The organism is Saccharopolyspora sp. NPDC003752, from assembly GCF_053605825.1.
The window spans coordinates 1-23,455 of record NZ_JBSGJZ010000002.1; the positions used below are offsets into that span (position 1 = coordinate 1).

22 protein-coding genes and 1 tRNA gene are annotated in these 23,455 nt (G+C 70.8%); 10 read left to right on the forward strand and 13 right to left on the reverse strand.

The window, feature by feature from the left end; translation table 11 throughout:
- Positions 1 to 276 precede the first annotated feature (276 nt).
- Complete coding sequence (locus ACWEV3_RS02885; RefSeq protein ID WP_452612247.1) at positions 277 to 1,800, forward strand: DUF222 domain-containing protein; 1,524 nt, start codon at positions 277 to 279, stop codon at positions 1,798 to 1,800.
- A 43-nt stretch (positions 1,801 to 1,843) separates the two neighbouring features.
- Here ACWEV3_RS02885 and ACWEV3_RS02890 read toward each other — a convergent pair whose 3' ends face one another.
- Positions 1,844 to 2,758, reverse strand: coding sequence for a LysR family transcriptional regulator (locus tag ACWEV3_RS02890; RefSeq protein ID WP_452612248.1), 915 nt, complete (start codon positions 2,756 to 2,758; stop codon positions 1,844 to 1,846).
- Positions 2,759 to 2,866: 108 nt separating this feature from the next.
- Here ACWEV3_RS02890 and ACWEV3_RS02895 point away from each other — a divergent pair, with 108 nt between their 5' ends.
- Together ACWEV3_RS02895 and ACWEV3_RS02900 are read left to right on the forward strand one after the other, a co-directional pair.
- The gene (locus ACWEV3_RS02895) at positions 2,867 to 3,520 is read left to right on the forward strand and encodes a flavodoxin family protein (protein WP_452612249.1); all 654 of its coding nucleotides are present in this window, start codon (positions 2,867 to 2,869) and stop codon (positions 3,518 to 3,520) included.
- 75 nt (positions 3,521 to 3,595) lie between these two features.
- Complete coding sequence (locus tag ACWEV3_RS02900) at positions 3,596 to 4,006, forward strand: DUF7144 family membrane protein (RefSeq protein ID WP_452612250.1); 411 nt, start codon at positions 3,596 to 3,598, stop codon at positions 4,004 to 4,006.
- Positions 4,007 to 4,013: 7 nt separating this feature from the next.
- Here ACWEV3_RS02900 and ACWEV3_RS02905 read toward each other — a convergent pair whose 3' ends face one another.
- Complete coding sequence (locus tag ACWEV3_RS02905; RefSeq protein WP_452612251.1) at positions 4,014 to 4,355, reverse strand: hypothetical protein; 342 nt, start codon at positions 4,353 to 4,355, stop codon at positions 4,014 to 4,016.
- A gap of 70 nt (positions 4,356 to 4,425) precedes the next feature.
- On the opposite strand from ACWEV3_RS02905, the gene ACWEV3_RS02910 reads away from it, so the two are divergent.
- The gene (locus ACWEV3_RS02910; protein WP_452612252.1) at positions 4,426 to 5,169 is read left to right on the forward strand and encodes an SDR family oxidoreductase; all 744 of its coding nucleotides are present in this window, start codon (positions 4,426 to 4,428) and stop codon (positions 5,167 to 5,169) included.
- Here ACWEV3_RS02910 and ACWEV3_RS02915 read toward each other — a convergent pair.
- From ACWEV3_RS02915 to ACWEV3_RS02935, 5 genes are all read right to left on the reverse strand, one after another.
- On the reverse strand, positions 5,166 to 6,335 hold the full coding sequence (locus tag ACWEV3_RS02915) for an MsnO8 family LLM class oxidoreductase (RefSeq protein WP_452612253.1): 1,170 nt from the start codon (positions 6,333 to 6,335) through the stop codon (positions 5,166 to 5,168). The two genes, ACWEV3_RS02910 and ACWEV3_RS02915, sit on opposite strands and share 4 nt — an antisense overlap.
- Positions 6,332 to 7,699 (reverse strand): NtaA/DmoA family FMN-dependent monooxygenase, encoded by a 1,368-nt coding sequence (locus ACWEV3_RS02920; protein WP_452612254.1) that lies wholly within the window; start codon positions 7,697 to 7,699, stop codon positions 6,332 to 6,334. The genes ACWEV3_RS02915 and ACWEV3_RS02920 overlap by 4 nt, the downstream gene beginning before the upstream one ends.
- The gene (locus ACWEV3_RS02925; RefSeq protein WP_452612255.1) at positions 7,696 to 8,856 is read right to left on the reverse strand and encodes an LLM class flavin-dependent oxidoreductase; all 1,161 of its coding nucleotides are present in this window, start codon (positions 8,854 to 8,856) and stop codon (positions 7,696 to 7,698) included. The genes ACWEV3_RS02920 and ACWEV3_RS02925 overlap by 4 nt, the downstream gene beginning before the upstream one ends.
- A 300-nt stretch (positions 8,857 to 9,156) precedes the next feature.
- The gene (selD, locus tag ACWEV3_RS02930; protein ID WP_452612256.1) at positions 9,157 to 10,158 is read right to left on the reverse strand and encodes a selenide, water dikinase SelD; all 1,002 of its coding nucleotides are present in this window, start codon (positions 10,156 to 10,158) and stop codon (positions 9,157 to 9,159) included.
- Positions 10,159 to 10,191: 33 nt separating this feature from the next.
- Positions 10,192 to 10,287, reverse strand: a tRNA-Sec gene (locus ACWEV3_RS02935).
- Between the two features lie 23 nt (positions 10,288 to 10,310).
- Here ACWEV3_RS02935 and ACWEV3_RS02940 point away from each other — a divergent pair.
- The gene (locus tag ACWEV3_RS02940) at positions 10,311 to 11,099 is read left to right on the forward strand and encodes an alpha/beta fold hydrolase (RefSeq protein ID WP_452612257.1); all 789 of its coding nucleotides are present in this window, start codon (positions 10,311 to 10,313) and stop codon (positions 11,097 to 11,099) included.
- A 15-nt stretch (positions 11,100 to 11,114) separates the two neighbouring features.
- Here the strand turns inward: ACWEV3_RS02940 and ACWEV3_RS02945 are convergent, their stop codons facing one another.
- Together ACWEV3_RS02945 and ACWEV3_RS02950 are read right to left on the reverse strand one after the other, a co-directional pair.
- Entirely contained in the window at positions 11,115 to 12,098 is a 984-nt protein-coding gene (locus ACWEV3_RS02945; protein WP_452612258.1) for a sigma-70 family RNA polymerase sigma factor, read from the reverse strand.
- A gap of 80 nt (positions 12,099 to 12,178) precedes the next feature.
- Positions 12,179 to 13,117, reverse strand: coding sequence for a siderophore-interacting protein (locus ACWEV3_RS02950; protein ID WP_452612259.1), 939 nt, complete (start codon positions 13,115 to 13,117; stop codon positions 12,179 to 12,181).
- A gap of 61 nt (positions 13,118 to 13,178) precedes the next feature.
- Between ACWEV3_RS02950 and ACWEV3_RS02955 the strand changes: the two genes are divergently transcribed.
- Complete coding sequence (locus ACWEV3_RS02955) at positions 13,179 to 14,180, forward strand: ABC transporter substrate-binding protein (RefSeq protein ID WP_452612260.1); 1,002 nt, start codon at positions 13,179 to 13,181, stop codon at positions 14,178 to 14,180.
- A 60-nt stretch (positions 14,181 to 14,240) separates the two neighbouring features.
- On the opposite strand, the gene ACWEV3_RS02960 is transcribed toward ACWEV3_RS02955, so the two are convergent.
- Entirely contained in the window at positions 14,241 to 14,849 is a 609-nt protein-coding gene (locus ACWEV3_RS02960; RefSeq protein ID WP_452612261.1) for a TetR/AcrR family transcriptional regulator, read from the reverse strand.
- A 129-nt stretch (positions 14,850 to 14,978) separates the two neighbouring features.
- On the opposite strand from ACWEV3_RS02960, the gene ACWEV3_RS02965 reads away from it, so the two are divergent.
- The 3 genes from ACWEV3_RS02965 to ACWEV3_RS02975 are packed head-to-tail and all read left to right on the forward strand — an operon-like array spanning position 14,979 to position 19,043.
- A complete protein-coding gene (locus ACWEV3_RS02965) occupies positions 14,979 to 16,526 on the forward strand; it encodes an acyl-CoA synthetase (protein WP_452612262.1) in 1,548 nt (515 codons plus the stop codon).
- A gap of 14 nt (positions 16,527 to 16,540) precedes the next feature.
- Positions 16,541 to 17,716, forward strand: a complete 1,176-nt coding sequence (locus tag ACWEV3_RS02970) for an acyl-CoA dehydrogenase family protein (RefSeq protein WP_452612263.1) — start codon at positions 16,541 to 16,543, stop codon at positions 17,714 to 17,716.
- A 16-nt stretch (positions 17,717 to 17,732) separates the two neighbouring features.
- Positions 17,733 to 19,043 (forward strand): MFS transporter, encoded by a 1,311-nt coding sequence (locus ACWEV3_RS02975; RefSeq protein ID WP_452612264.1) that lies wholly within the window; start codon positions 17,733 to 17,735, stop codon positions 19,041 to 19,043.
- On the opposite strand, the gene ACWEV3_RS02980 is transcribed toward ACWEV3_RS02975, so the two are convergent.
- The 3 genes from ACWEV3_RS02980 to ACWEV3_RS02990 are packed head-to-tail and all read right to left on the reverse strand — an operon-like array spanning position 19,040 to position 21,787.
- Positions 19,040 to 19,675, reverse strand: coding sequence for an IclR family transcriptional regulator (locus ACWEV3_RS02980; RefSeq protein WP_452612265.1), 636 nt, complete (start codon positions 19,673 to 19,675; stop codon positions 19,040 to 19,042). The genes ACWEV3_RS02975 and ACWEV3_RS02980 overlap by 4 nt on opposite strands.
- Positions 19,676 to 19,677: 2 nt before the next feature.
- A complete protein-coding gene (locus tag ACWEV3_RS02985; protein WP_452612266.1) occupies positions 19,678 to 20,574 on the reverse strand; it encodes a hydroxymethylglutaryl-CoA lyase in 897 nt (298 codons plus the stop codon).
- Between the two features lies 1 nt (position 20,575).
- Positions 20,576 to 21,787, reverse strand: coding sequence for a CaiB/BaiF CoA transferase family protein (locus tag ACWEV3_RS02990; protein ID WP_452612267.1), 1,212 nt, complete (start codon positions 21,785 to 21,787; stop codon positions 20,576 to 20,578).
- A 306-nt stretch (positions 21,788 to 22,093) separates the two neighbouring features.
- Between ACWEV3_RS02990 and ACWEV3_RS02995 the strand changes: the two genes are divergently transcribed.
- Positions 22,094 to 23,434: a GntP family permease gene (locus tag ACWEV3_RS02995; protein WP_452612268.1), complete on the forward strand. Its 1,341-nt coding sequence runs from the start codon at positions 22,094 to 22,096 to the stop codon at positions 23,432 to 23,434.
- Positions 23,435 to 23,455 lie beyond the last annotated feature (21 nt).

Here is a 23,455-nt window from a genome sequence, read left to right on the forward strand (position 1 = left end):
GGATTGTGGGGGCTGCGGGTCGGAGGTCAAGCCCGGCCTGGCGGCCGCCCCTTCGGGGTTTCAGGCTTGACATCCGACCCGCAGCCCCGGTTCGGCTTTGTATCGCGGGGATGGCCCGGAGTGGGCTGGTCCGTTCGCGGCTTGCGTTGCCGGGTGGGCGTTTTCGGGTTTGCCGGGGCTGGTGGGGGTTTGGTTTCGGGTTGATCCGTCGCAGGGGTCGGGCCGTTGTGGGATGGCTCGACTTCGCGGGAAATTGATCCCTGGTCTCCGGGCACGGTGCGCATTGCCGATGGTGGCGCGGGTTTGGTGGTGGATGGGGTCGCCTTCGGCGTGTCGTGCACGAATTTCGTTGGGCGGCCGGGTTTTTGCGGATTGTGGCGGGGTGTTTCACCTGATCAAGCGACCATAAAAAACGTGCGAACGCGTGTTCGAGTGCGGGACAATTGTGGCATGACACCGCTGCTGAACATCCAGGACTCGACTGTGCAGGCCTTGCCTCAACAGTCGGCGGTGTCGTGCACCGATGCCGAACTCGCGGCCCGCATCCAAGAACTGGAAAAGGAAATGCGGGTACTGATGTGGGAGCAACTGCAGCACATCGCCGAGGCCGACCATCGGGCCATCCACACCGAGACCACCGCCCGATCGCTGCAGGCCTGGTTGCAGGGGCTGCTCAACATCGACCCGCGTGACGCGAAAACCCGCGTCACAGTCGCCCGCAACGTCGAAGACCGGCAAACCTTCCACGGCGAGCTCATGCCTCCCGACCTCCCCGACACCGCCGCCGCCCTGGCCGAAGGCGCGATCGGGCTGGAACACGCGCGCGTCATCGTCAACGGAATCCGCCGTTTGCCCGAGTACGCCCGCTGCCACCAAGTCGCCGAGGTCGAAACAACGCTTGCCGGGTATGCGCGGACGATGCCGCCGAGGGAACTGGAGAAACTCGCCGAACGCATCCGCTACCTCCTCGACCAAGACGGCGCCTACCGCGACGAGGAAACCCAGCACGAGGCGCGCGAGTTGCACTACGGCACCACCCGGGACGGCATGACAGTCATCAAAGCCCGACTGGACCGCGAGACCGGGGCGAAATTCGCCGCGCTCATGCAACCGCTGGCCGCACCCCGACCCGAGACCGACGGGGAGAAAGACCCCCGCACGGCCGGGCAGCGGAATGCCGATGGGTTCTCCGCGTTGCTGGATTTGGCGCTGGACCATGACGGGATGCCCCGCGCCGGTGGGCAGCGGCCGCAGTTGACGATTGCGATCGACTTCGATGACCTCAAGCGGGGCTTGGAGGTCATCGGCGAGGACGGCATGCCCGGCACACTCAACACCGAACGCGCCATCACCGCCCACAACGCACGCCGCATCGCCTGCGACGCCGAAATCCTGCCCATCGTCCTCGACGGTGACAGCCTCCCGTTGGATGTGGGCAGGGCGAAACGCACCGCGCCCACCCATATTCGAGCCGCACTACTCGGCCGCGATGGCGTGTGCGCCTTCCCCGGGTGTGACCGGCCGCCGGGGACACCCGAAGCGCACCACGTCCGGCACTGGGCCGACGGTGGCGCCACCGACCTGGACAACATGGTGATGCTCTGCGCACACCACCACCGCACGCTTCACAACCAACGCTGGGACATCGCCATGCGCGGTGGGAGGCCCGAGTTCATCCCACCGACCACAGTGGACCCCAGACGAACACCCAGACCAGGCGGCAGAGCACTGCCCGCCCAACACCGCGAGTACCTCCGGGAGCTCATCCCCGCACCACGGGACCCGGCGGGCGAATCGTGATGCCCTCTGATCGTTTGGGGTGGCCTCTCGAAAGCGTTCGTCGCTATCCGGATGCGCAGTGCTGGGCGACGGCTGTCTTCAGGGTTGTGAGGTAGTGGGCCACCGCTGGCCGGGTTTCTGTTCCTCGGCGGATCGTTGCGTGGATTCGTCGTTGTACCGGGCCGCCCTCGATGTCGATCGCGGTCAGCACCGCCGTGGTCGGTAGGCGGGCGTGGCTCGGCACGAGGGCGATGCCCAGGCCCGCCTCGACCAGGGCGGCGATCGCGGCCCAGTCGCTGGCCCGGTGCCGGACGTTGGGTCGGAAGCCTGCTGCTGCGCACGTCGAGTGCAGCAGTTGGTCGCAGGCGTCTCCCGCCGCCGTGCTGATCCAGTCCTCCTCGGCCAGCCGCTTCAGGTCGGCCGCTTCGTGGTCGGTGATCGGGTGGGTTGCCGGGACCACGAGGTGGCAGTCGTCGGTGCCGAGTTCGATGCGGGTGCACCTCGGGTCGTCGTCGGGTAGCGCCACGTCCGCCGTCACCGAGACGATCACGTCCAGGTCGCCGCTGCAGAGCTGGTCCAGGCAGTCCGGCACCGCGATCTCGTGGATGCCGACCCTCAGTCTCGGGTGCTGTTCGCGGATGGCCTGCGCCGCCGGTATAAGCACCGTCGGGATCAGCGACGGGACACCGCCTACGCAGAGCTGTCCCAGGTCGCCCTGGGTCGCCGCCTGCACGTCGCCGAACGCGCGCTCCAGGTTGGCGAGCAGCGCGTATGCGTGGTCCACCAGGACTCGGCCGGCTTCGGTGAAGCGCAGGCGGCGACCGTCTACCTCTGTCAGCGGTGTCCCCGCTTCCTTCGTGAGGGTCGCCAGCTGTTGTGAGGCGGCGGACGGTGAAACGTGCAGTGCTGCCGCTGCGGCGTGCAGCGTTCCTTGTTCGTGGAGGGCGACCAGGAGGCGCAGCCGGGTCGGGTCGAACATGCACAAAAGCTTACCAGTACTGGCCTTAATGTCCTGCTTGTCTTCATGGTTGTTCCTGGTGAGCATTGAGCTGCAAATACGCCGCGATCAACGGGGGTGTCTTTCCCGGTGAAAGTTCTTGCCTTGAGCTCCAGTCCGCGCAAGGACGGAAATTCCCGCATGCTCGCCGAGGCGGTGCTCGCCGGGGCCGCGCAGGCCGGCCACGACGTCGAGATCGTCGATCTCTCCGACGTTGTCTCGGCGCCGCTGCGCGACTGCCGGGTGTGCCGCAACGCCGCCGGGCGCTGCTCCATCGACGACGACTACGAGGACCTCCTGGTGGGCAAGGTCCTCCCCGCCGATGCGCTCTTGCTCGCCACGCCTCTCTATTGGTACGGCATCTCCGGGCAGCTGAAGGTCTTCATCGACCGGATCTTCTGCTACGAGGCCGCCGGCTACCCGGAGCACGAGCACGTCAAGCGGCGGCTGGTGAACAAGCGGCTGGCCGCCGTCGTCAGCTCGGAGGAGACCTACCCCGGCTCGCTGGTGGGCGTCACCGCGCACCTGCAGGAACTCGCGCGCTACCTCCACCACGACTTCGTCGGCGTCGTGCAGGGCTTCGGCAATTCGCGCGGCGAAGTCGCCCGGGATCCGGGCGATCCGCTCGGCAAGGCCTTCGACCTGGGCGTCCGGCTGTTCGAGGCGCGCGCCACCGACTACCGCATCGACACCCCGCGCGACTCCACCGTGTGGGCCGACGCGGCGGTGGGCACGCCGGATTAGAGGCAATTCGGCCCTGGATCGTCTTGGGAAGCGTCGCAACCCTTTGGCGGTGGAGTCCGCGGAGGGAGCCGAACCATGACGTCCCACAACGTGCCGCATCGCGGCTTTCCCACCCGGTGGCTGGGGTGGGTCATCTTCGCCGGCGTCGTCCTGCTGATCGTCGGCGTAGTTCAGGTGATCTACGGCATCACGGCTTTCACCCGCTCCGGGAACAGCCTCGCCACACCGGTCGGCACCCCCGCGCTCGTCCACGTGGGCTGGGCCTACGTCGTGTTCGGCGTCGTCTTCGCCGCCGCCGGCGTCGGGGTGATGTCCGGTTGGATGTGGGCGCGCATGGTCGCGATCGCCTTCGCAGTGCTGAGCCTGCTCACCAACATCGCGTTCTTCCTCGGTTCCCCGGTCTGGTCCAGCATCGTCATCGTGCTGGACCTGATCGTCATCTACGCGCTCGCCCTGCACGGGAAGGAGGTCAAGGGCATCCGCTGATGCCGGCTCACCCCGTGTGCGCCTCCGAGACCACCAGCGGCGTGCCCTGCATGCAGGTCGTGACCATGCCCGGCTCGATCCTGCCGCGGACCACGGCGGTCACACCCGGACGCAACGTCGACGGCGGATGCACCAGCAGGTACTCCCGGTCCGCCGTGGCGAGGACCAGGCACCCCTGCTCGACCCCGCTGCGCACGACGCCGCGCACCGTCACCTCCCCGCTCTGCACCTGCACGGGCGCGACCGGGAAGTTCGTTGGTGCTTCGGCGCAGCCCGCCGGTGCGGCGAGCGCCGCGAGCAACGCCGGGCCGCACAGCGCCGCTCGCGCGCTTCGTGGACGCATGCTCATGGCGCCGGGGTACCCGTGCGCGGCCGTGGGGTATCAATGAGCCCGCTGGCAATGACCGACGGGAGGGCTGATGAGCGACATGCGAGTCGCGGTGGTGACCGGGGCCGGATCGGGCGTGGGGCGGGAGATCGCGCGGGCGCTGCTCGGCGCGGGCTACCGGGTCGCGCTGGCCGGGCGGCGGCCCGAGCCGCTGCAGGAGACCGCGCAGGGCTCGGACGCCGCCCTCGTGGTGCCGACCGACGTCGGCGACCCGGATTCGGTCGCCGCGTTGTTCGACGGCGTCCGCGACGCCTGGGGCCGGGTGGACCTGCTGGTCAACAACGCGGGCACCTTCGGCGCCGCCGGTTCGGTCGGCGAACTGTCCTATTCGGACTGGCAGGCCGTCGTGCAGGCCAACCTGACCGGCTCGTTCCTGTGCGCGCACCACGCCTTCCGCGTCATGCGGGAGCAGGACCCGCAGGGCGGCCGGATCATCAACAACGGCTCGATCTCCGCGCACAGCCCGCGGCCGCGCAGCGTCGCCTACACCGCCACCAAGCACGCCATCACCGGCCTGACCAAGTCGATCTCGCTGGACGGCCGGCCCTACGACATCGCCTGCGGGCAGATCGACATCGGCAACGCCGCCACCGAGATGACCGCGGGCATCGCCACCGGCGCGGTGCAGGCGGACGGCTCGGTGCGCCCCGAGCCGACCTTCGACGCCCGGCACGTGGCCGACGCCGTGCTCTACATGGCGGGCCTGCCGCTGAACGCCAACGTGCAGTTCCTGACCGTCACCGCCACCGCGATGCCGTTCATCGGCCGCGGCTAGGCCGCCTGCCAGGCCTTCGCGAGCAGCTCGTAGGAGCGGACCCGGTCGGCGTGGTCGTGCGTGACCGTGGTGATCACGAGCTCGTCGGCGCCGGTGGCGTCGCGCAGCGTCGCCAGCTTGCGCGCCACCGCCTCCGGCTCGCCGACGATCTGCGTGTCCACCCGGTCTGCGACGATCTCCCGCGCCTGGTCGGTCCACCGGAACTCGGCGGCTTCGGCCGGGCTGGGGAACGGGATCGCGCCCTCCCCGGTGCGGATGCTGTGCACCCACGGCCCGTACGGGTCGGCGAGTTCCCGGGCCCGCTCGTCGGTGTCGGCGACCACCACGTCCGCCGACACCACCACGTAGGGCCGGGCCGGCTTCGCGGAAGCCGCGAAGCCGGCCCGGTAGGACTCGACCGCCTCCAGCACCGTGGACGGGCTGACGTGGTAGTTCGCCGCGAACGGCAGGCCCAGCGACCCCGCCGCGGCCGAACTCTCACCTGCGCTGGAGCCGAGGACCCAGACGTCGAGATCGGCACCTTCGACGGGCACGGCGTGCACCGGTTCGCCGCTGGAGGACCGGAAGTCGCCTCCGATGAACTGCAGGACGTGCTCGACCTGGGTGCGGTAGTCCAGCGGTGCTTCCGCCGGATCACCGGTGCTGAGCAGCCGCTGCTGCTCCTCGATGCGGGCCAGGAACCGCTTCGACTTGGCCAGCGCCCGCGGCTTGGGCGGGATCAGCAGTCCGTCGACCACCTTCCCCGCGGGCGCCGGGCCGTCGGCCGGATCGGCGAACCGGCGCACGAAGTCCCGGCCGCGCACCAGCCCCGAGCGCCCCAGGCCGAGGTCGATGCGGCCCGGGTGCAGTTGCGCGACCGTGCCGAACTGCTCGGCGACCACCAGCGGGGCGTGGTGGCCCAGCAGCACCGCCGCCGAACCCACCCGGATGCGGTTGGTCGCGCCCGCGATCAGCGCGATCAGCACCGCCGGCGCCGCCGAGGCGACGCCGGGCGTGAGGTGGTGCTCGGCGACCCAGTAGCGCCGGTAGCCGAGGTGTTCGGTGCGCTTCGCGAGGTCGATGGTGTTGTGCAGGGCGTCCGCCGGACCCTGCCCGGACACGATGGGCGACAGGTCGAGGACGGAGAGGGGAGTGGACACCGGCGACCTCCGGGATGGCTCGGTCATGATGCGGTCTTCGCGCTCTGCCGGGGGTTTTCCAGCGGCGGCAGCCCGAGGTTCTCGCGCAGCGTGGCACCCGGGTACTCGGTGCGGTACACGCCGCGTTCCTGCAGCAGCGGCACCACGGTGTCGACGAACTCGTCCAGGCCGCCGGGGGTGAGGTGCGGGACGAGGATGAAGCCGTCCGACGCCTCTTCCTGCACGGACCGGTTCATCGCCTCGGCCACGCTCGCCGCGGTGCCGATGAACGACTGCCGGGCGGTCACCTCGATGATCAGCTCGCGGATCGACAGCTGCTTGGCCTCCGCCAGCTCGCGCCACTGCCGGGCGATGGCGATCGGGTCGCGGTGCCGGCGGGTGCTGGCCCGGCCCTTGGTGATCGTGTCGGTGCCGACCGCCGGGTCGAAATCCGGCAGCGGTCCGTCCGGGTCCAAGTCGCTGAGGTCGGTGTTCCAGAGCTGTTCCAGGAACCGGATGGCGGTCTGCCCGCTGACCTGCTGACGCCGGATGTGCGCGGCGCGTTCGTGGGCCTCCGCGTCGGTGTCGCCGAGCACGACGGTCGTCGCCGGGAGCACCAGGAGCTCGTCGCGGGACCGGCCGTGCCGGGCGAGCCTGCCCTTGACGTCCGCGTAGAACGCCTTGCCCGCCTCCAGGGTTCCGTGTCCGGTGAAGATCGCGTCGGCTGCCGAGGCGGCGAACTCGCGGCCGGCGTCTGAATCGCCGGCCTGGAAGATGACCGGCCGGCCCTGCGGGCTGCGCGGCACGTTGAAGCGGCCCGCGATGTCGAAATGCGCGTCGCGGTGCGCGAAGGAACCGGCCAGCGGGTCGTCGAGGAAGGTCCCGGATTCCTTGCCGGCGACGATCTCGTCGCCGTGCCACGAGTCGAAGAGCTCCCACGCGGTGCGCAGGAATCGCTCGGCGCGTTCGTATCGCTGGTCTTCCGGCAGGAAGCCGCCGCGCCGGAAGTTCTCGCCGGTGAACGCATCCCACGACGTGACGACGTTCCAGGCCGCCCGGCCGCCGGAGAGGTGGTCGAGGCTGGCGAACTGCCGGGCCACCTCGTAGGGCTCGTTGAACGTCGAGTTGATCGTGCCCGCCAGCCCGAGGTGTTCGGTGACGGCGGCCAGCCCGGCCAGCACCGTGAAGGTGTCCGGGCGGCCCACCACGTCCAGGTCGTAGATCTTCCCGGCGTGCTCGCGCAGCCGCAGCCCTTCGGCGAGGAACAGGAAGTCGAACTTCCCGCGCTCGGCGGTGCGCGCCAGGTGCGCGAACGAGGAGAACTCGATCTGGCTCAACGAAGCCGGATCGCTCCACACCGTCGTGTTGTTCACGCCCGGGAAGTGCGCTGCCAGGTGGATCTGCTTGCTCACTGGTGTCCTCCGGCGGTGACGTAGCGGCTGGCGGGCCGGGGCAGGCCGAACAGGCCGCGCAGCGTGTCGGCCTCGTACGCGGTGCGGAACGTCCCGCGCCGTTGCAGTTCCGGGACGAGGTCCCGGGTGATCGCGGTCAGGTCGTGCGGGATGGCACCGGGCCGCAGCCGGAATCCGGAAAGCCCCGACTCCCGCCAGGCGAGCAGCCGGTCGGCGAGTTCGGTCGCGGTGCCGGTGAAAACCGGCGCGTCCGATGTGGACACCGAACCGTCCTGCTCGTCCAGCCGCGCCTTGCGCTCGGCCGCGCCTTCGCCGAGGAACACGACCAGCTCGCCGAAGACGTGCAGGGCGTCGTGCTCCCGCCCGGCGTCGAGCTGTTCGGCGCGGATCCGCTCGACGATGATCCGCGCCTGCTCCGCGTCGTGCGGGGTGGTGAAGGCGATGTCCGCGGCGCGGGCGGCGAACCGGTGCGCGGCCGCGTCCGTCGCGAGCGCCGTCACCAGCGGCTGGCCCTGCGGCGGCCGGGGCGTGATCGACGGTCCCTTGACGTCGAACCACTTCCCGGCGAAGTCGATGTAGTGCAGCTTGTCGCGGTCGATGAAGCGGCCGGTCGCGACGTCGCGGATCTCCGCGTCGTCCTCCCAGCTGTCCCACAGCCGGCGGACCACCTCCACGTAGTCCGCGGCCTCGTCGAACAGCTCCACGGGGTCGACCTCGCGACGGCCGAAGTGCGCGGCTTCGCTGCGGCGCCCCGAAACCTGCGCCTGCCAACCCGCGCGACCGGCACTGATGTAGTCCAGGCTGGCGACCGCCTTGGAGATGTGGAACGGCTCGGTGTGGGTGACGACCGCGCTGGGCACCAGTCCGATGTGCGTGGTGCGGGGCGCGACGCGGGCGGCGATCAGCCCGGCGTCGAGCCGGCCGCGCACCTGGTCGGTCCGGTCGTCCGGGCCCTCGTCGAGGGTGGTTTGCGGGCCGAGCGAGTCCTCGATCGTGACGAGGTCGAGCAGTCCGCGCTCCGCTTCCCGCACGACGTCGACCCAGTAGTCGGCGGTGAAGAGCTCGGCGGGACGGGCGGATTCCTCCCGCCACGCGGCGGGATGCCAGCCGGCGCCGTCCAGCGCCACCGCGAGGTGCAGGTTCGGTCGTGGTGCCATCTGCAGGTCCTTGCTGCCGGGCGGAGTTGACTCCACAGTGGATTGAGGAGGGCGAGCGCGCCGGAGGCGCGCGGGAACGGCGCCGGGGGAAGCGGCGTGTGGGACCGGCGAACGATGCCGGGAGAAGCGCGGGACCGCGGGCGCTCAGCGCCGCGGACAGGCGGCGGAGCTCACCCGGAGGAGGTCGACGTGGTCCCTGGTGACCAACTGCACCGACTGAGCCATGCCTAGAACGCTAGAAGCGTCCCGGGGAAGCGTCAATGGATCATCGCGGCTGCCCACGATGTGGGCGGATGCGTTTCAGAGCAGCGAAATCGTCGCGGCGCCAGCGGGGATCACCCGGCCGATCACCGCCGCGCCGGGCACCTCGCCGACCACGAGCAGCCCGCCGGAGGTCTGCGCGTCGGCGAGCAGCAGCAGGTCTTCTTCCGGCGCCGAACCAGGATCGAGGTGCGGCCGGACCCAGTCGAGGTTCCGGCGGGTGCCGCCGCTGACGAACCCGGCCCGCACCGCATCCCGCGCGCCGTCGAGGTAGGGCACGGCGGCCACGTCGATCTCGGCGGCGGTGCCGGAGGCGCGCATCGTCTTGAACAGGTGGCCCAGCAAGCCGAATCCCGTGACGTCGGTCGCGCACACCGCCCCCGCCCGCGCCGCCGCGACGGCGGCATCGCGGTTCAGCGTCGTCATCGCGTCGATCGCCTGCTCGAAGCGTTCGCCGGTGCTCTTGTGCCGGGTGTTGAGGACGCCGATGCCCAGTGGTTTCGTCAGCGACAGCGGCAGGCCGGGACGCGCCGTGTCGTTGCGCAGCAACCGATCCGGCTCGACCAGGCCGGTGACCGCCAGGCCGTACTTCGGCTCGGGATCGTCGACGCTGTGCCCGCCGCCGACGTGGCAGCCCGCCGCCCCGGCGGCGTCGCAACCGCCGCGCAGCACCTCCGCCGCCAGCTCGAACGGCAGGACGTCGCGCGGCCAGCCGAGCAGGTTGACCGCGACGATCGGGGTCCCGCCCATCGCGTAGACGTCGGACAGCGCGTTCGTGGCGGCGATGCGGCCCCAGTCGTAGGGATCGTCCACGACGGGCGTGAAGAAGTCCGTGGTGGCCACGATCGCCGGCCCGCCGCCGGCGCGCACCACGGCGGCGTCGTCGCCGGTGTCCAGGCCGACGACCAGTTCGGCGTTCGGACGTTCGACGGCGGACGCCAGGCCGCCGACGACCGACTCCAGTTCGCCGGGCGGAATCTTGCAGGCGCAGCCGCCGCCGTGCGCGTACTGGGTCAGGCGAATCGCCGCGGTCCCGGTCATGGCCCCATTGCAGCACGTCGACGACGGGTTCACTGGCGGAGACGGACGGGAATCGAACCCGCCGCACCGAGGTGCTCGGTGCCATCGGCTTTGAAGGCCGAGGGGGCCACCAGGCGCCCAGACGTCTCCGCCGGCCACTCTAGGATGTTCGCGTGCCGTTCGCGACGACAGCTGACCAAGCCAAGATCTACTACCAGGTCCGGGGTTCCGGCGAACCGCTGGTGCTGCTGAGCGGGCAGGCGAACACCCACCACTGGTGGGACAACGTGCACGCCGATTTCGAGGTCGGTCACCGGACGATCGTGCTGGACTACCTCGGCACCGGGCAGAGCGACAAGCCCGCCGACGCGGAGTACGGCGTCCGCCGCTTCGCGGGCGATGTGATCGCCGTCCTCGACGACCTGGGCCTGGCGCGAGCACACGTCTACGGCACCTCGATGGGCGGCAAGGTGGCGCAGTGGGTGGCGATCGACCACCCGGACCGGGTCGGTGCGCTGATCCTAGGCTGCACCTCGGTCGGCGGTACCCGCGGGCTGCGCGCCGACGCCGAGGTGACCCGGTCCCTGGCGCAGCCGTCGGCGGACGCGGCGCGGCAAGCCCTGATCGACCTGATGTACACGCCGGAATGGGTGCGGACCCACCCCGGCCCGTACGTCACGCTCGGCGGCCCGATGCCCCACCACGCCCGGCGCGGGCACCTCCGGGCCAGCAACGGCCACGACAGCTGGGCGGAGCTGGACCGGGTGACGGCGCCGACGCTGGTGCTGCACGGCACCGACGACATCTTCAGCCCGGCGGAGAACGCCGCGATCCTCGCCGAACGCATCGCCGGTGCCGAACTGCACTACCTCGAAGGTGCCCGCCACGCCTACTTCGAGGAGCAGCAAGCCGAATCCTCCGGCGCCGTGCTGCGGTTCCTCGCCGCGCACCCGCTGAGCTAGCCGCCCTGCGCGGGATCACGCCGGGCAGGTGTCGGGCAGGCCGAACTTGGGGAACAGGCTGACGTCGAAGAACGCGACGGTGTGCTTGACCTTCGTGCCGTCGAAGTCCAGCACCTGCAGGTGGAACGGCCGGAACACGCCGTCGGGCTCGAGCCGGTACACGCCGAAGGCGACCTGGCCGTTCGCCCGCGCCGGCAGCAGCCGCAGTTCGCCCGGACCGGCCGGGCACTTGAGGTCGACCAGCCGGCCGATGTGCTCCGCGCCGCGCACCCACGTCGCGATCGGCGGCATCTCCCAGACCGCGTCGTCGGTGAACATCTGCACGATGGCCGGAATGTCCTTGGCCTCGAACGCCGCCACGTAGCGCTCCAGCAGCTGCCGCTGCTCGGCGGACAACGGTTGCGGGGTGTCGTCCTCGGACGGCCTGACCTGGTCGAGCTGGGCCCGGGCGCGCTGCAGGACGCTGTTGGCCGCGGCCGTGCTGATGCCGAGCGCGTCGGCGACCTCGGCGGCCTTCCACTTCAGCACGTCGCGCAGGATCAGCACCGCGCGCTGCCGGGCGGGCAGGTGCTGCAGGGCTGCGATGAACGCCAGCCGGGTGCTCTCCCGCGCGCCGACGATCGCCGCGGGATCGGTGTGCTCGTCGGTGACCATGCCGTCGGGGATGGGTTCCAGCCACGCCACCTCGGGGAGTTCGACCAGCTCGCCGCCGGGGTCGTCGGTGGGGCCGCCCAGGCCGGTCGGCAGCGGCCGGCGCTTCCGGTTCTCCAGCGCGGTCAGGCAGGTGGTGGTGGCGATCCGGTAGAGCCAGGTGCGCAGCGACGAGCGGCCCTCGAACCGGTCGTAGGCGCGCCAGGCGCGCAGGTACGTCTCCTGCACCAGGTCCTCGGCGTCGTGCAGCGAGCCGAGCATCCGGTAGCAGTGCGCCAGCAGTTCCCGGCGGTACGGGTCGGCCTGAGCGACGAAATCGTCGGTGGCCATGGTGGTCGTGGCGGCCATGACTGCGCCCCTTCGGCTACCTGTCCTGGACTTTTGGTGTCGCAGAGCACAGTAACCGAAGGCACCGACAGATCAGGAGGTCAGCAGCGGCCCTCGCGCCAATAGCCCATGAAGGCGACCGCTTGCTTCGGAATGCCGTAGTCGCTCACCAGCATTCGCCGCAGCCGCTTGATCACGTTCGCCTCGCCGGCCAGCCAGCCGTAGAAGGCGTTGGGGGAGGCAGCGTCGGTGGGCGTGTCGGGCACTTCCCACAGCGTCGTGGTGTCCACGTCGACGTCGTCCAGGTCGGCCGCGCCGCCGCGCGACGTCGGGCGCAGCTCGTTCAGCGCCGCGGCGACGCCTTCCTCCAGCAGCTGGCCGTGCGGCATCGTCGCGCACCGGGGGAACCAGCGCACCTCGACGCCGTCGGGCAGGTTCCAGTCCTGCCGGTCGTGCTCCTCCGGCACTTCGAGGCAGACGATGCCGCGGGCGCACGGCGGGAGCGATTCGACGATGGAGGCGACGGCGGGCACGGCGGTCTCGTCGCCGGCGAGCACCAAGTGGCTGGCCGCCGCGGGCGGCGCCCACTCGCAGCCCCACATGCGGCCGGTGCCCGGCCGGTCGGGGCCGAGCAGGCCGATCTCGTCGCCGGGTCGCGCCTGCGCCGCCCAGTTCGAGGCGGGGCCGCCGTGGCCGGGGCCGCCGTGCAGCACGAAGTCGACGTCGAGCTCGGCGGATTCGCCGCGGTAGGCGCGGACCGTGTAGGTGCGCAGGTTCGGGCGGATCTCGTCGGGCATCGCCAGCCACCGCTGGTACCAGTCGGGGCCGCTCGGGAAGTCCGCGAGGGTGCGGCCCGGCCGCGGCAGCACCAGCTTGATCCGCTGGTCGTGCCCGCCGGCGCCGAAGGAGCGCAGGCACCCGGCGGTGAAGGTGATCCGGACGAAGCTCGGGCCGAGCCGTTGCACCCGCGCGACCTCGACCGGGAACGTCCGGTAGACGGGCTTGTGCTCGGTCAACTGCGCGGTCCGCGTACCTGGCATCCGTAACCTCCCGAGATCGAGTGCTAGGTTAGCCTAGCCTTACGAAAATGGGGAGGTTGGTTTGCGTCACAAGATCCGAGCGGCTGCCGCGTTGCTCGTCGCCGCCGGCTCGCTGGCGGCATGCGCTTCGCCTGGTCAGAACGATCAGGCGGGCGCCGGGTGGTCCTACACCGATGATCGCGGGATCACCGTAACGGCGGACAAGCGCCCGGAGCGAGTCGTCGCCCAGGTCTCGGCGGCCGGCGCGCTGAAGGACTTCGGGGTCGACGTGGCCGGCACCTTCGGGCCGCTGGTGCGCGACGACGGCTCCACCGAGCCGGAGGCGGGCAGCATCGATCCCTGCCAGGTCACCGACGTCACCGGGCCGGGCTACGGCGAGGTGAACATGGAGCGGCTGACCTCCCTCGACCCGGATCTGCTGGTCAGCGGCAAGTACGCGGAGTTCGAGGGCCTCTGGCACCTGGTCCAGGACCAGGAGGAGGCGGTCAAGCGGATCGTGCCGACCGTCGGCGTCCAGCAGTCCGGGATCGCGCTGCCCGAGGCCATCCGCAAGTACAAGGAGCTGGCCCGCGCGCTCGGCGGCGACGTCGACTCGGAGCGGGTGAAGGCCGACGAGGACCGGTTCAACGCGGCCGCCCAGCGCCTGCGCGACATCGGGGCGCGGATGCGCGCCGAGGGCAAGTCGATCCTGGCCGTGGGCGGCACCAAGGAGGAGTACTTCGTGGTGGTCCCGGCCCGCAACCCGGACCTGGACTACTACGTCAAGGAGCTGGGCCTGCCGATCACGACGCCGAAGAACCCGGACGTGGCCGGCGGCGGCTACTTCGAGCGGCTGTCCTGGGAGAAGGCCAACGCCTATCCCGGCGACGTCCTGCTGTGGGACGCCCGGTCCGCTTCGATGAAGCCGGAGCAGATGAAGGAGAACCCGGTGTTCGCCTCGCACCCGGCCGCCGCCGCGAACCGCTTCGTGGAATGGGACGCGGTCGCGCCGATGAGCTACGCCAGCTACGCCGGGATCATGAACAAGCTGGCGGACCAGCTGGAGTCCCAGCTGCCCCGCTGAACCGGCCGCGAACCCCCGGCATCGCCGTCCGATGTGGACGGAGGTGCCGGGGGTTCTGCGCTACCCGTCCGCGGGATCGCCGTCGAACCCGTTCGCCCAGTGGCGGCCGCGCAAGGACAGGTCGTGGAGCATGCCGGTGATCTCCTCCGGGCTCAGCTCCGGCTGGTCGGCCTCCAGCCACCAGCGCATCACGGCGGTCTGCTCGCCGACCCACGCCCGGGCGAGCACCTCGATGTCGATCCTCGGCGACACGCCCCGGTAGTCGGCGCGCGCCTGGAAGACCTTGGCGGCTGCGGCGGTTCGCGCCTCCATGAACTCGCGCAATGCGCGCCCATCGCCTTCGCCGCGGAGGATGACCCGGTACAGGTCCCGCTCCTCCAGGGCGTGCCGGAACATCTCCAGCACCGGCTTGCCGGTGAACCCGACCGACGAGGCCGGGACCAGCGGGAGCAGCCGGGCGTGCAATTCCTCCAGCAGGTCTGACACCACCTGGCTGAGCAGCGCGTCCTTGTCGGCGTAGTGCTTGTAGAAGGTCGCCCGCCCAAGGTCGGCGCGCTCGGTGATGTCCTCCACCTTCACGTTCGCGTAGCCGCGTTCCAGCGCGAGTGCGACCAGGGCGTCGCGCAGGAGGCGGCGGGTCCGGCGGCTGCGCCGATCCTCGGTCGACATCGGGAAGAACCCTTCGTGAGACTGCTCGGTTCACCGTTGTGCGGGCAGTATACGCGGTCATTGACATCCCGGATGCTAGTAGACAGTCTGTCTACTAGTGGTCATGTTGGCGACGAAATGGGAGTCGGTGTGAACCTGGGTTGCTACCTCACCCGCAGCAGCACGTTCTGGCCCGACCGCGAGGCCCTGGCCTGCGGAGACCGGCGGTGGACCTACCGGGAGCTGGAGGAGCGCACCAACCGGCTGGCCTCGGCCCTGCTCGCGCGGGGGATCGCGCCGGGCGAGGCGGTGGCCACCTACGCCGGGAACTGCGCCGAGCTGGTGGAAACCGAAATGGCCTTGTACAAGGGCGGATTCCTGCGGGTGCCGATCAACGCCCGGCTGGCGGCGGGGGAGGTCGAGCACGTGCTCGCCGACGCCGCGGTCCGCGTGCTGTTCGCGGACCGGGCCCATGCCGAGCAGGCGCGCGACGTGGTGCGCCGCGCGGGACTGCCGTGCGAGGTCATCGACTACGAGGACGACGCGGACGGCTATGCGGCCCTGCTCGGCGAGGGGGATCCGGAGCCGGTCGCGGTGGAGGTCGAGGCCGACGACCCGGCGGTGCTGAACTTCACCTCGGGATCGACCGGGAAGCTGAAGGCCGCCGTGCAGACGACCGGCAACCGGCTGGCGAACATGCGCAAGCGGTTGATGACGCCGGAGCGGAGCGACCCCGGCGGGGAGCGCTACCTCGCCGCCGGGCCCATCACGCACGCCACCGGGATGGGCCTGCTGGCGGCGTTCGCCCGCGGCACCACCGTGGTCGTGCTGCCGAAGTGGGGCGCGGGGGAGTTCCTGCGCGCCGTCGAAGCCGAGCGCATCACCTCGACCTTCCTCGTGCCCACCATGCTGAACATGGTGCTCTCGCACCCGTCGGTCGGCGCCACCGATCTGTCCACGATGAACTGCCTGCGGGTCGGCGGAGCGCCGGTCTCGCCGCAACGCCTGCGCGAGGCCGTCGCGGTGTTCGGGCCGATCGTGATGCAGGGTTACGGGCAGGCCGAGACCACCAGCGGGGTCACCGTGCTCACCTGCGAGGACGTGGCCCGGGGCGTCGCCGAGGACCCCGAGCTGCTGTCGTCCTGCGGGCGCGCGGTCTTCGACACCGAAGTGCGCGTGGTCGACGAGGACGGCACACCCGTTGCGGCCGGCACGCTGGGGGAAGTCGTCGTCCGCGGGCCGGACTGCGTCCGCGAGTACTGGCACGAGCCGGAGTTGTCGGCTCAGACGTTCCGCGACGGCTGGGTGCACACCGGCGACATCGGATACCTGCGCGCCGACGGCTACCTGTTCATCGTGGACCGCAAGAAGGACATGATCATCTCCGGCGGCTTCAACGTCTACTGCAGCGAGGTGGAGGCGGCGCTCTACGAGCACCCGGCGGTCTCCGAGGCCTGCGTCGTCGGCGTGCCGGACGAGAAGTGGGGCGAGGCCGTCAAGGCCGTCGTGGTGGCCCGGCCCGGGACGGGGGTGCGCGACGGCGAACTCATCGAGTTCTGCGCCCAGCGGCTGGCCCGCACCAAGCTGCCCAAGTCCGTCGACTTCGTGGCCGAACTCCCGGTGAACCGCAACGGGAAGATCGACCGCCGCGCGGTGCGCGACCGGTACTGGCCGACCGGTGCCCGGAAGGTCCACTGAGGAAGGAAAGCACGATGTCGTTCACGCTCACCCCGGAATACGCGGACGATCCCCGCTTGGCCGAGCTCGTCGCGCGGCTGCGGGACTACCTCGACGGCGAGCTCGCCGACTACGAGCGCTCCCTCGGGCTCACGCCGGAGACGAGGCTCGGCAGAGAGGTGCTGGAGCCGGTCTGGAAGCGCTGCCGCGAGCTCGGTTTCTACGGGATCCACCTGCCGCCGGAGTACGGCGGGCAGGGCCTGTCCCACACCGAGCTGGCCGCGCTCAAGGAGGAGGTCGGCGCCTCCGGCCGCATCCTCTACCACTCGGTGCTCGGGGACATGGGCGGCCCGCTGCGGGCCGGCGCCATCTTCGAGCACGCCACCGCCGCCCAGCTGGAGAAGTACCTGCTCCCGGTCATCCGGGGCGAACGCGCCTGCTGCTTCTCGCTGACCGAATCCGGGGCGGGCTCGGACGTGCGGGCGATGCGCACCACCGCCACCCCGGACGGGGACGGCTGGCGGATCACCGGGCGCAAGGTCTTCTCCTCGGCCGGGCCGTTCGCGGACTTCTCGGTGCTGGTCGCCCGGATGGCCGGGACGGAGGAGTCGTACTCCGCGTTCCTGGTCGACCTCGACGCCCCCGGGTGCACGGTGGTCGACGGCGAGACGCCGATGTCCGGCCAGCACATCGAAAGCGACATCGTCCTGGACGACTGCTACGTCGGCGCCGATCAGCTGCTCGGGCACGTCGGTGACGGCCTGCGCGTCGGGCTGGGCCGGGTCACGACCAACCGGTTGCTGCACTGCCCGACGGTGCTCGGGCACGCCCGCCGGGCGTTGCAGCTGACCGTGGAATTCGTCGGCGAGCGGCGGGCTTTCGGAGCGCCCCTGGCCGCGCTGCAGTCCATCCAGCACAAGATCGCGGACATGGCTACGGCGTACTACGCGGCCCGCAGCATGACCTACGACGCGCTTGCCGCGCTCGACGCGGGCAGCAAGCCCCGGACCGAGGCGTTCATGTGCAAGCTCTTCGTCGCGGAGAACGCGTTCCACATCGCCGACGAAGCGGTGCAGATCCACGGCAAGGCGGGGATGGTGCGCGGCGCCGAGGTCGAGTGGCTGTTCCGCCGGCTGCGGATGTTCCGCATTCTCACCGGTTCCTCGGAGATCCAGAAGAACGGCATCGCGAAGGCCCTGCTCGCCACCTGAACCCGTTGGAGCGCCGATGAAGTCGCCGAACGCAGACCGCCGCGCCTGGGCGGTCATGACCCTGCTGCTGATCTTCATGCTGATCAACTACGCGGACAAGGCCGTGCTGGGACTGGCCGCGAATTCCATCATGCGCGAGCTCGGCCTGACGCCCGCCGAGTACGGCCTGCTGTCGAGCTCGTTCTTCTTCCTGTTCAACGTCTCCGCCGTCGCGATCGGATTCCTCGCCAACCGGATCGCGGCGAAGTGGATCCTGTTCGCCCTGGCCTTGATCTGGGCGGTCACCCAGCTCCCGGTCGCCGCCGGGGCCGGCTTCGGCCTGCTGCTGGTGAGCCGGATCGTCCTGGGCGCGGCGGAAGGCCCGGCCCAGCCGGTCGCCCTGCACGCCGCGTTCAAGTGGTTCCCGAACGAGAAGCGCAGCATCCCCGGTGCGCTGGTCGTCGGTGGCGGCGGGCTGGGCGGCATGCTCGCCGCGCCGCTGCTCACGCTGATCATCGTCCACTTCGGATGGCGCTGGGCGTTCCTGTCGCTGTTCTTCGTCGGCGTCGCGTGGTGCGTGGCGTGGGCGTTGATCGGCCGGGAGGGCCGGGCGGATGCAGCGGAACCACGCGGCGCGGAGGCGACCGAACCGGCGGCCGAGTTGCGCGTGCCGTACCGCCGGATCCTGCTCAGCCGGACTTGGCTCGCCGGATTCGTGGGCGCCTTCGGCGCTTACTGGGCGTCGACGCTGCTGCTCGCCTGGGTTCCGGCCTATGCCGAAACCGCGTTGGGTTACAGCGCGGTGGCGGCCGGCGCGATCGTGACCGCGCCCTGGGTGCTGAAGACGATCCTGACCTTCGGGCAAGGGGCCCTGACGCAGTGGATGATGCACCGCGGCCTGTCCAGCCGTGTCGCCCGCAGCGTCCTGGGCGCATGCGCCCTGCTGATGGCCGGTACCGCCATGCTGCTCATCCCGGTGGTGGCGCACCCGGGCCTGCGGATCGTGCTCATCGCCGTCGCCTTCAGCTTCGGCGCGGTCACGTTCGCCATCGGCCAGACCGTCAACGCCGAGATCAGCCCGCCGGCGCAGCGCGGTGCCGTGCTGTCCACCACCGTCGGCCTGGTCACCCTCGCCGGACTCGCCGCGCCGTACGTCACCGGCCGGATCGTCGAAGCAGCCGGCGACCCGAGCACCGGGTTCGGCGTCGCGTTCGCCATCCCCGGCGTGCTGATGGTGGTCGGCGGACTGGCCGCGCTGGCTTTCGCGCATCCCGAACGGGACGCGGCACGGATCGGCGTGACCGCCACGACGCCGGACCGGGAGACCGAGCCGACCGCCGTGCACTAGCCGCCGAGGGCCGCTCCGATCCGCTCCGCGGCGGCGGCGACCTGGGCGCCGAAGCGCCGGCCGGGGCTCGGCAGGAGTCGTTGCGTCGGCGCCGAAAGGCACACCGCCGCGATCGTGTCGCCGTGCAGGCGCACCGGAGCGCTGACCGAACCGACGCCCGGCGCGCGGGCCTGGACGCTCTCGACCCAGTCGTGGCCGTCCGGGTTCCGCTCGCCGAGCAGCACCTGGCCGGACGATCCGTGCGGGAACGGGAGCAGGGTGCCCACGGGCTGGCTGGCCCGCAGTTCCTCCGGCGACTCGACGCTCACGATGCACAGCCGGTGGTCCGCCCGCCGGACCCACAACTGCACCGATTCCCCCGCCGCCGCGCACAATTCCTCCAGCACCGGCTGCGCGGTCTCGGCCAGCGCCGAGGTCGCGAAGCGCGGGCCGAGGTGGAAGCAGCCCGCCGCGTCGCGCCGCAGCAGGCCGTGCGCGACGAGGGCGGTGGCCAGCCGGTGCGCGGTGGACACCGTCAGGCCGAGCGTCCTGGCCAGTTCGCTGGTGCCCATCGGGTGGCTTTCCACGCAGTCCAGGATGGCCACCGAGCGGTCCAGGACGCCGACGCCGGTGGTGAACGGTTCCGCGGCCACGGCTAGCGCCGGACTTCCGCGGGAGCGGCCGGGATCTTCGCCAGCGCCGACGGCAGCGCGTGCCCGACCAGCCCGGCGAGGTGCTCGCGCAGCGCGCCGAGCTTGGACACGTCGATCCCGGTGTCGATGCCTTCCCGGTGGAACAGGTGGATCAGGTCGTCGGCGGCGATGTTGCCGGTCGCGCCCGGCGCGAACGGGCAGCCGCCGAGCCCGCCGAGCGCGGCGTCGAAGCGCCGGATTCCGCAGCGGTAGGCCTCCCAGGCGTTGGCGTCGGCCATGCCGTAGGTGCTGTGCAGGTGAAGACCGGTTCGCTCCACGGGAAAGACGTCGCGCACCGCGGTGACGGCGCGGTTGATGTCGCCCGGCGAAGCCGCGCCGATGGTGTCCGCGAGGTGCAGCACGTCGACGCCGATGTCCGCGTAGTGCCGCGCGACCCGGACGACGCGCTCCACCGGGGTGTCGCCGTCGAAGGGGCAGACGAACGCGGTCGCGATGCAGCCTTCGGTGCGAATTCCCGCGTCGTGCACGATCTCGGCGGCCCGCGCGATGCGCTGCATCGCCTCCGCCGTGCCGACACCGGCGTTCGACACGCTGTGGCCCTCGCTGGCCGAAAGCACCAGCCGCACGTTCTTCGCGCCCGCCTCGACGGCGCGCTGCGCGCCCCGCTCGTTGAGCACCAGCGTGTGGAAGGTCGCCGGCTGGTCGGCGAGGCCCGCGACGACCTCGGCGGTGTCGGCCATCGTCGCCACCCGCTCCGGGTTGACGAACGAACCGATCTCCAGGTGCTTGAAACCCGCGTCGACCAGCAGTTCGCCGAAGCGGACCTTGTCGGCGGTGGGCACGATCACCGGCTCGATCTGCAGCCCGTCGCGCAGCGACACCTCGGTGATGAGTACCAATTCAGATCACTCCTTCGGCCCGCAGCCCGGCGGTCTCGGTCGGGGAGAGCCCCAGCTCGGCCAGCACCTCGTCGGTGTGCTCGCCCAGTTCCGGGCCGAGCCAGCGGGTGCCGCCCGGTTCTTCGGTCAGCTTCGGGACGATGCCGGGGAACAGCACCTCGCGGGTCTCGTCGCCCTCGATGCGCACCGGGTGCCGCTCGTGCATCCCGCGGGCCGCGAAGTGCGGATCGGCCACGATGTCCGGCACGTCGTAGATGGGTCCACTGGGGACGGACGCCCCGGCGAGCAGCTCCAGCACCCGGGGGCTGTCCAGCCGCGCCGTCCAGGAGCTGATCGCCTCGTCGATCTCCGCGCCCCGCTCGACCCGGCCCACGTTCGTCTGCAGCGCGGGATCGCCGGCCAGGTCGGGGCGGTCGATCAGGTTCATCAGCCGGGCGTAGATGGCGTTGTTGTTGCCACCGACCACCACGTACTTGCCGTCGGCGCACCGGTAGGTGCTCGACGGCACGACCCCGGGGATCGTCGCCCCGGTGGCCTCCCTGGTGACGCCGAAGGCGTCGAAGTCCGGCACCGAGGACTCCATCAGCGAGTAGATCGCTTCGTACAGCGCGACGTCGATGGTCTCGCCGGGCTCGCCGGAGCGGCGGCGCAGCAATCCCATCAACGCGCCGATGACCGCGTAGAGCCCGGCCACCGAGTCCGCCAGGCTGACGCCAGTGCGCACCGGCGGCATGCCCGGGTAGCCGGTCAGGTGCCGCACGCCGCCGAAGGCCTCGGCGACACCGCCGAAGCCCGGGCGCTCCCGGTACGGCCCGGTCTGCCCGAACCCGGAGATCCGCACCAGCACGGCTCCCGGGTTGGCCCGGCGGATCTCCGCCGGGCCGAGTCCCCACTTCTCCAGCGTGCCGGGCCGGAAGTTCTCCAGCACGATGTCCGCGCCGGCGATCAGCTTCCGCGCGACGTCCTGGCCCGGCGCGGAGCGCAGGTCGAGGGTCATCGAGCGCTTGTTGCGCGCCATGGTGCGGAACAGCAGCGACACGTCGCCGCCGTGCAGCCGCCAGTTGCGCAGCTCGTCGCCGGTCTTGGGGCGTTCGATCTTGATGACGTCGGCGCCGAACTCGGCGAGGATCCGGCCCGCGGTCGGGGCGGCGATGAAGTTGCCGAGCTCGACCACCCGGACCCCGGTGAGGGGCCCGTGTCCGTTGGACGCCATCGGTCTTCTCCTGTTTCACGGTGTTGCGGCGAGGGCGATGTGAGCGCCCGGGGCGTGGAGGTGTCCGTCTCCGCAAGCCCCTGCTTTTCAATATTTGGGAAACTGATGCCTTTATTCGGCAAGACAGGACCGTAATCACCCGAATGAGGATTCACAAGACCTTGATCACGCAACGATGATGTGTATGCTTCGCCGGTCCGTCTTCGTAGCCGCCGGTTGGGCAAAACCCGATCCGGCGGGAAAAGCGCTGCTCGCCGCAGAACTCAGGAGTCGGCTCGTGCCGACCCCGACGAATCGGACCCATAGATGTCGGACATCGTTGTCTTCGCCAACGCCGCGATAACCATCGTCGGCGTCGTCGTGCTCATCCTCCGCGCCAAGATCAGCCCGGCCATCGCGCTCGTCCTCGGCGCGATCTACCTGGGCCTGGTCTCCGGGCTGGGCCCCGAGCAGACCATCAAGTCCATCACCACCGGCTTCGGCGACCTGATGACCGAGGTCGGGCTGCTGATCGCGTTCGGCGTGCTGCTCGGCTCGCTGATGGCCTCGCTCGGCGCGATCGAGAAGCTCGTCGACCTGCTCGTGCGCACCTTCGGGCCGCGGAGCCTGCCCTACACCTTCGGCGTCACCGTCGGCACGGTCCTGCAGTCGATCTTCGCGGACGTGCTGCTGGTGATCACCGCGCCGCTGGCCAGCCGGCTGTCCCGGCAGATCGGGCCGTACGGCGCGGCCCGGATGTGCGCGGCGATGGCGCTGGGCATCGAGGTCGGCCTGGTGTTCGTGGTGCCCGGCGTCGGGGCCGTCGCGCTGGCCGGTGTGCTGGACCTGCCGTTCGGCAAGATGTTCCTCTTCGGCACCATCACCGCGGTCTTCACCATCGTCGTCACGCTGGCGCTGTTCACCGCGCTGGCCAAGCGCGGCCTGTGGAACCCGAAGCTGGACGAGACCGAGGAGCTGCCGGTCGCCGAGGTCGCGGAGGAGGAGGAGCGGTCGCCGCGCGAACTCCCGCCGCTGCCGCTGCTGCTGGCCCCGCTGCTGCTCGCGCTGGCGCTGATCGCCTTCGGCGCCATCGCGGAGATGGCCGAGTTCTCCTCGCCGTGGGTCGACTTCCTCGGCGACCCGGTGATCGCGCTGCTCATCGGCCTGATCGGGGCGGTGCTCATCGCGCGCTGGAAGCTCCCGGCGGAGCAGACCGCGGCGGCGTTCAAGCGCGGTTTCCACGAGAGCGGCCAGATCCTCATCCTCACCGGTGTCGGCGGTTCGCTGGCGCAGACGGTGAAGGACGTCGGCCTGGGCGAGCTGCTGAAGGGCTACTTCTCCACCAGCACGGTCGTGCCGCTGCTGCTGGTGTGGCTGGTGGCCGCGGTGCTGCACATCGCGATCGGCTCGGTGACGCTGGCGTCGATCACCGCCGCGGGTGTGCTGGGTCCGGTGATGCCGTTGCTGGGCATCGACCCGATCTTCGTCGCCCTGGCGGCGGGCGCGGGCTCGCTGTTCGTCATCCACGCGACCAGCAACACGTTCTGGCTGTTGCAGACCCTGCTGCCGCAGACGACGCGGGGAGCGCTGAAGTCGGTGACCCTGACGGTCTCGGCGGCGTCGGTCATCGCCATGGTCCCGATCCAGCTCATGGCCCTCCTGTTCTGAGCCGGGCGGGCCGTGGGTCTT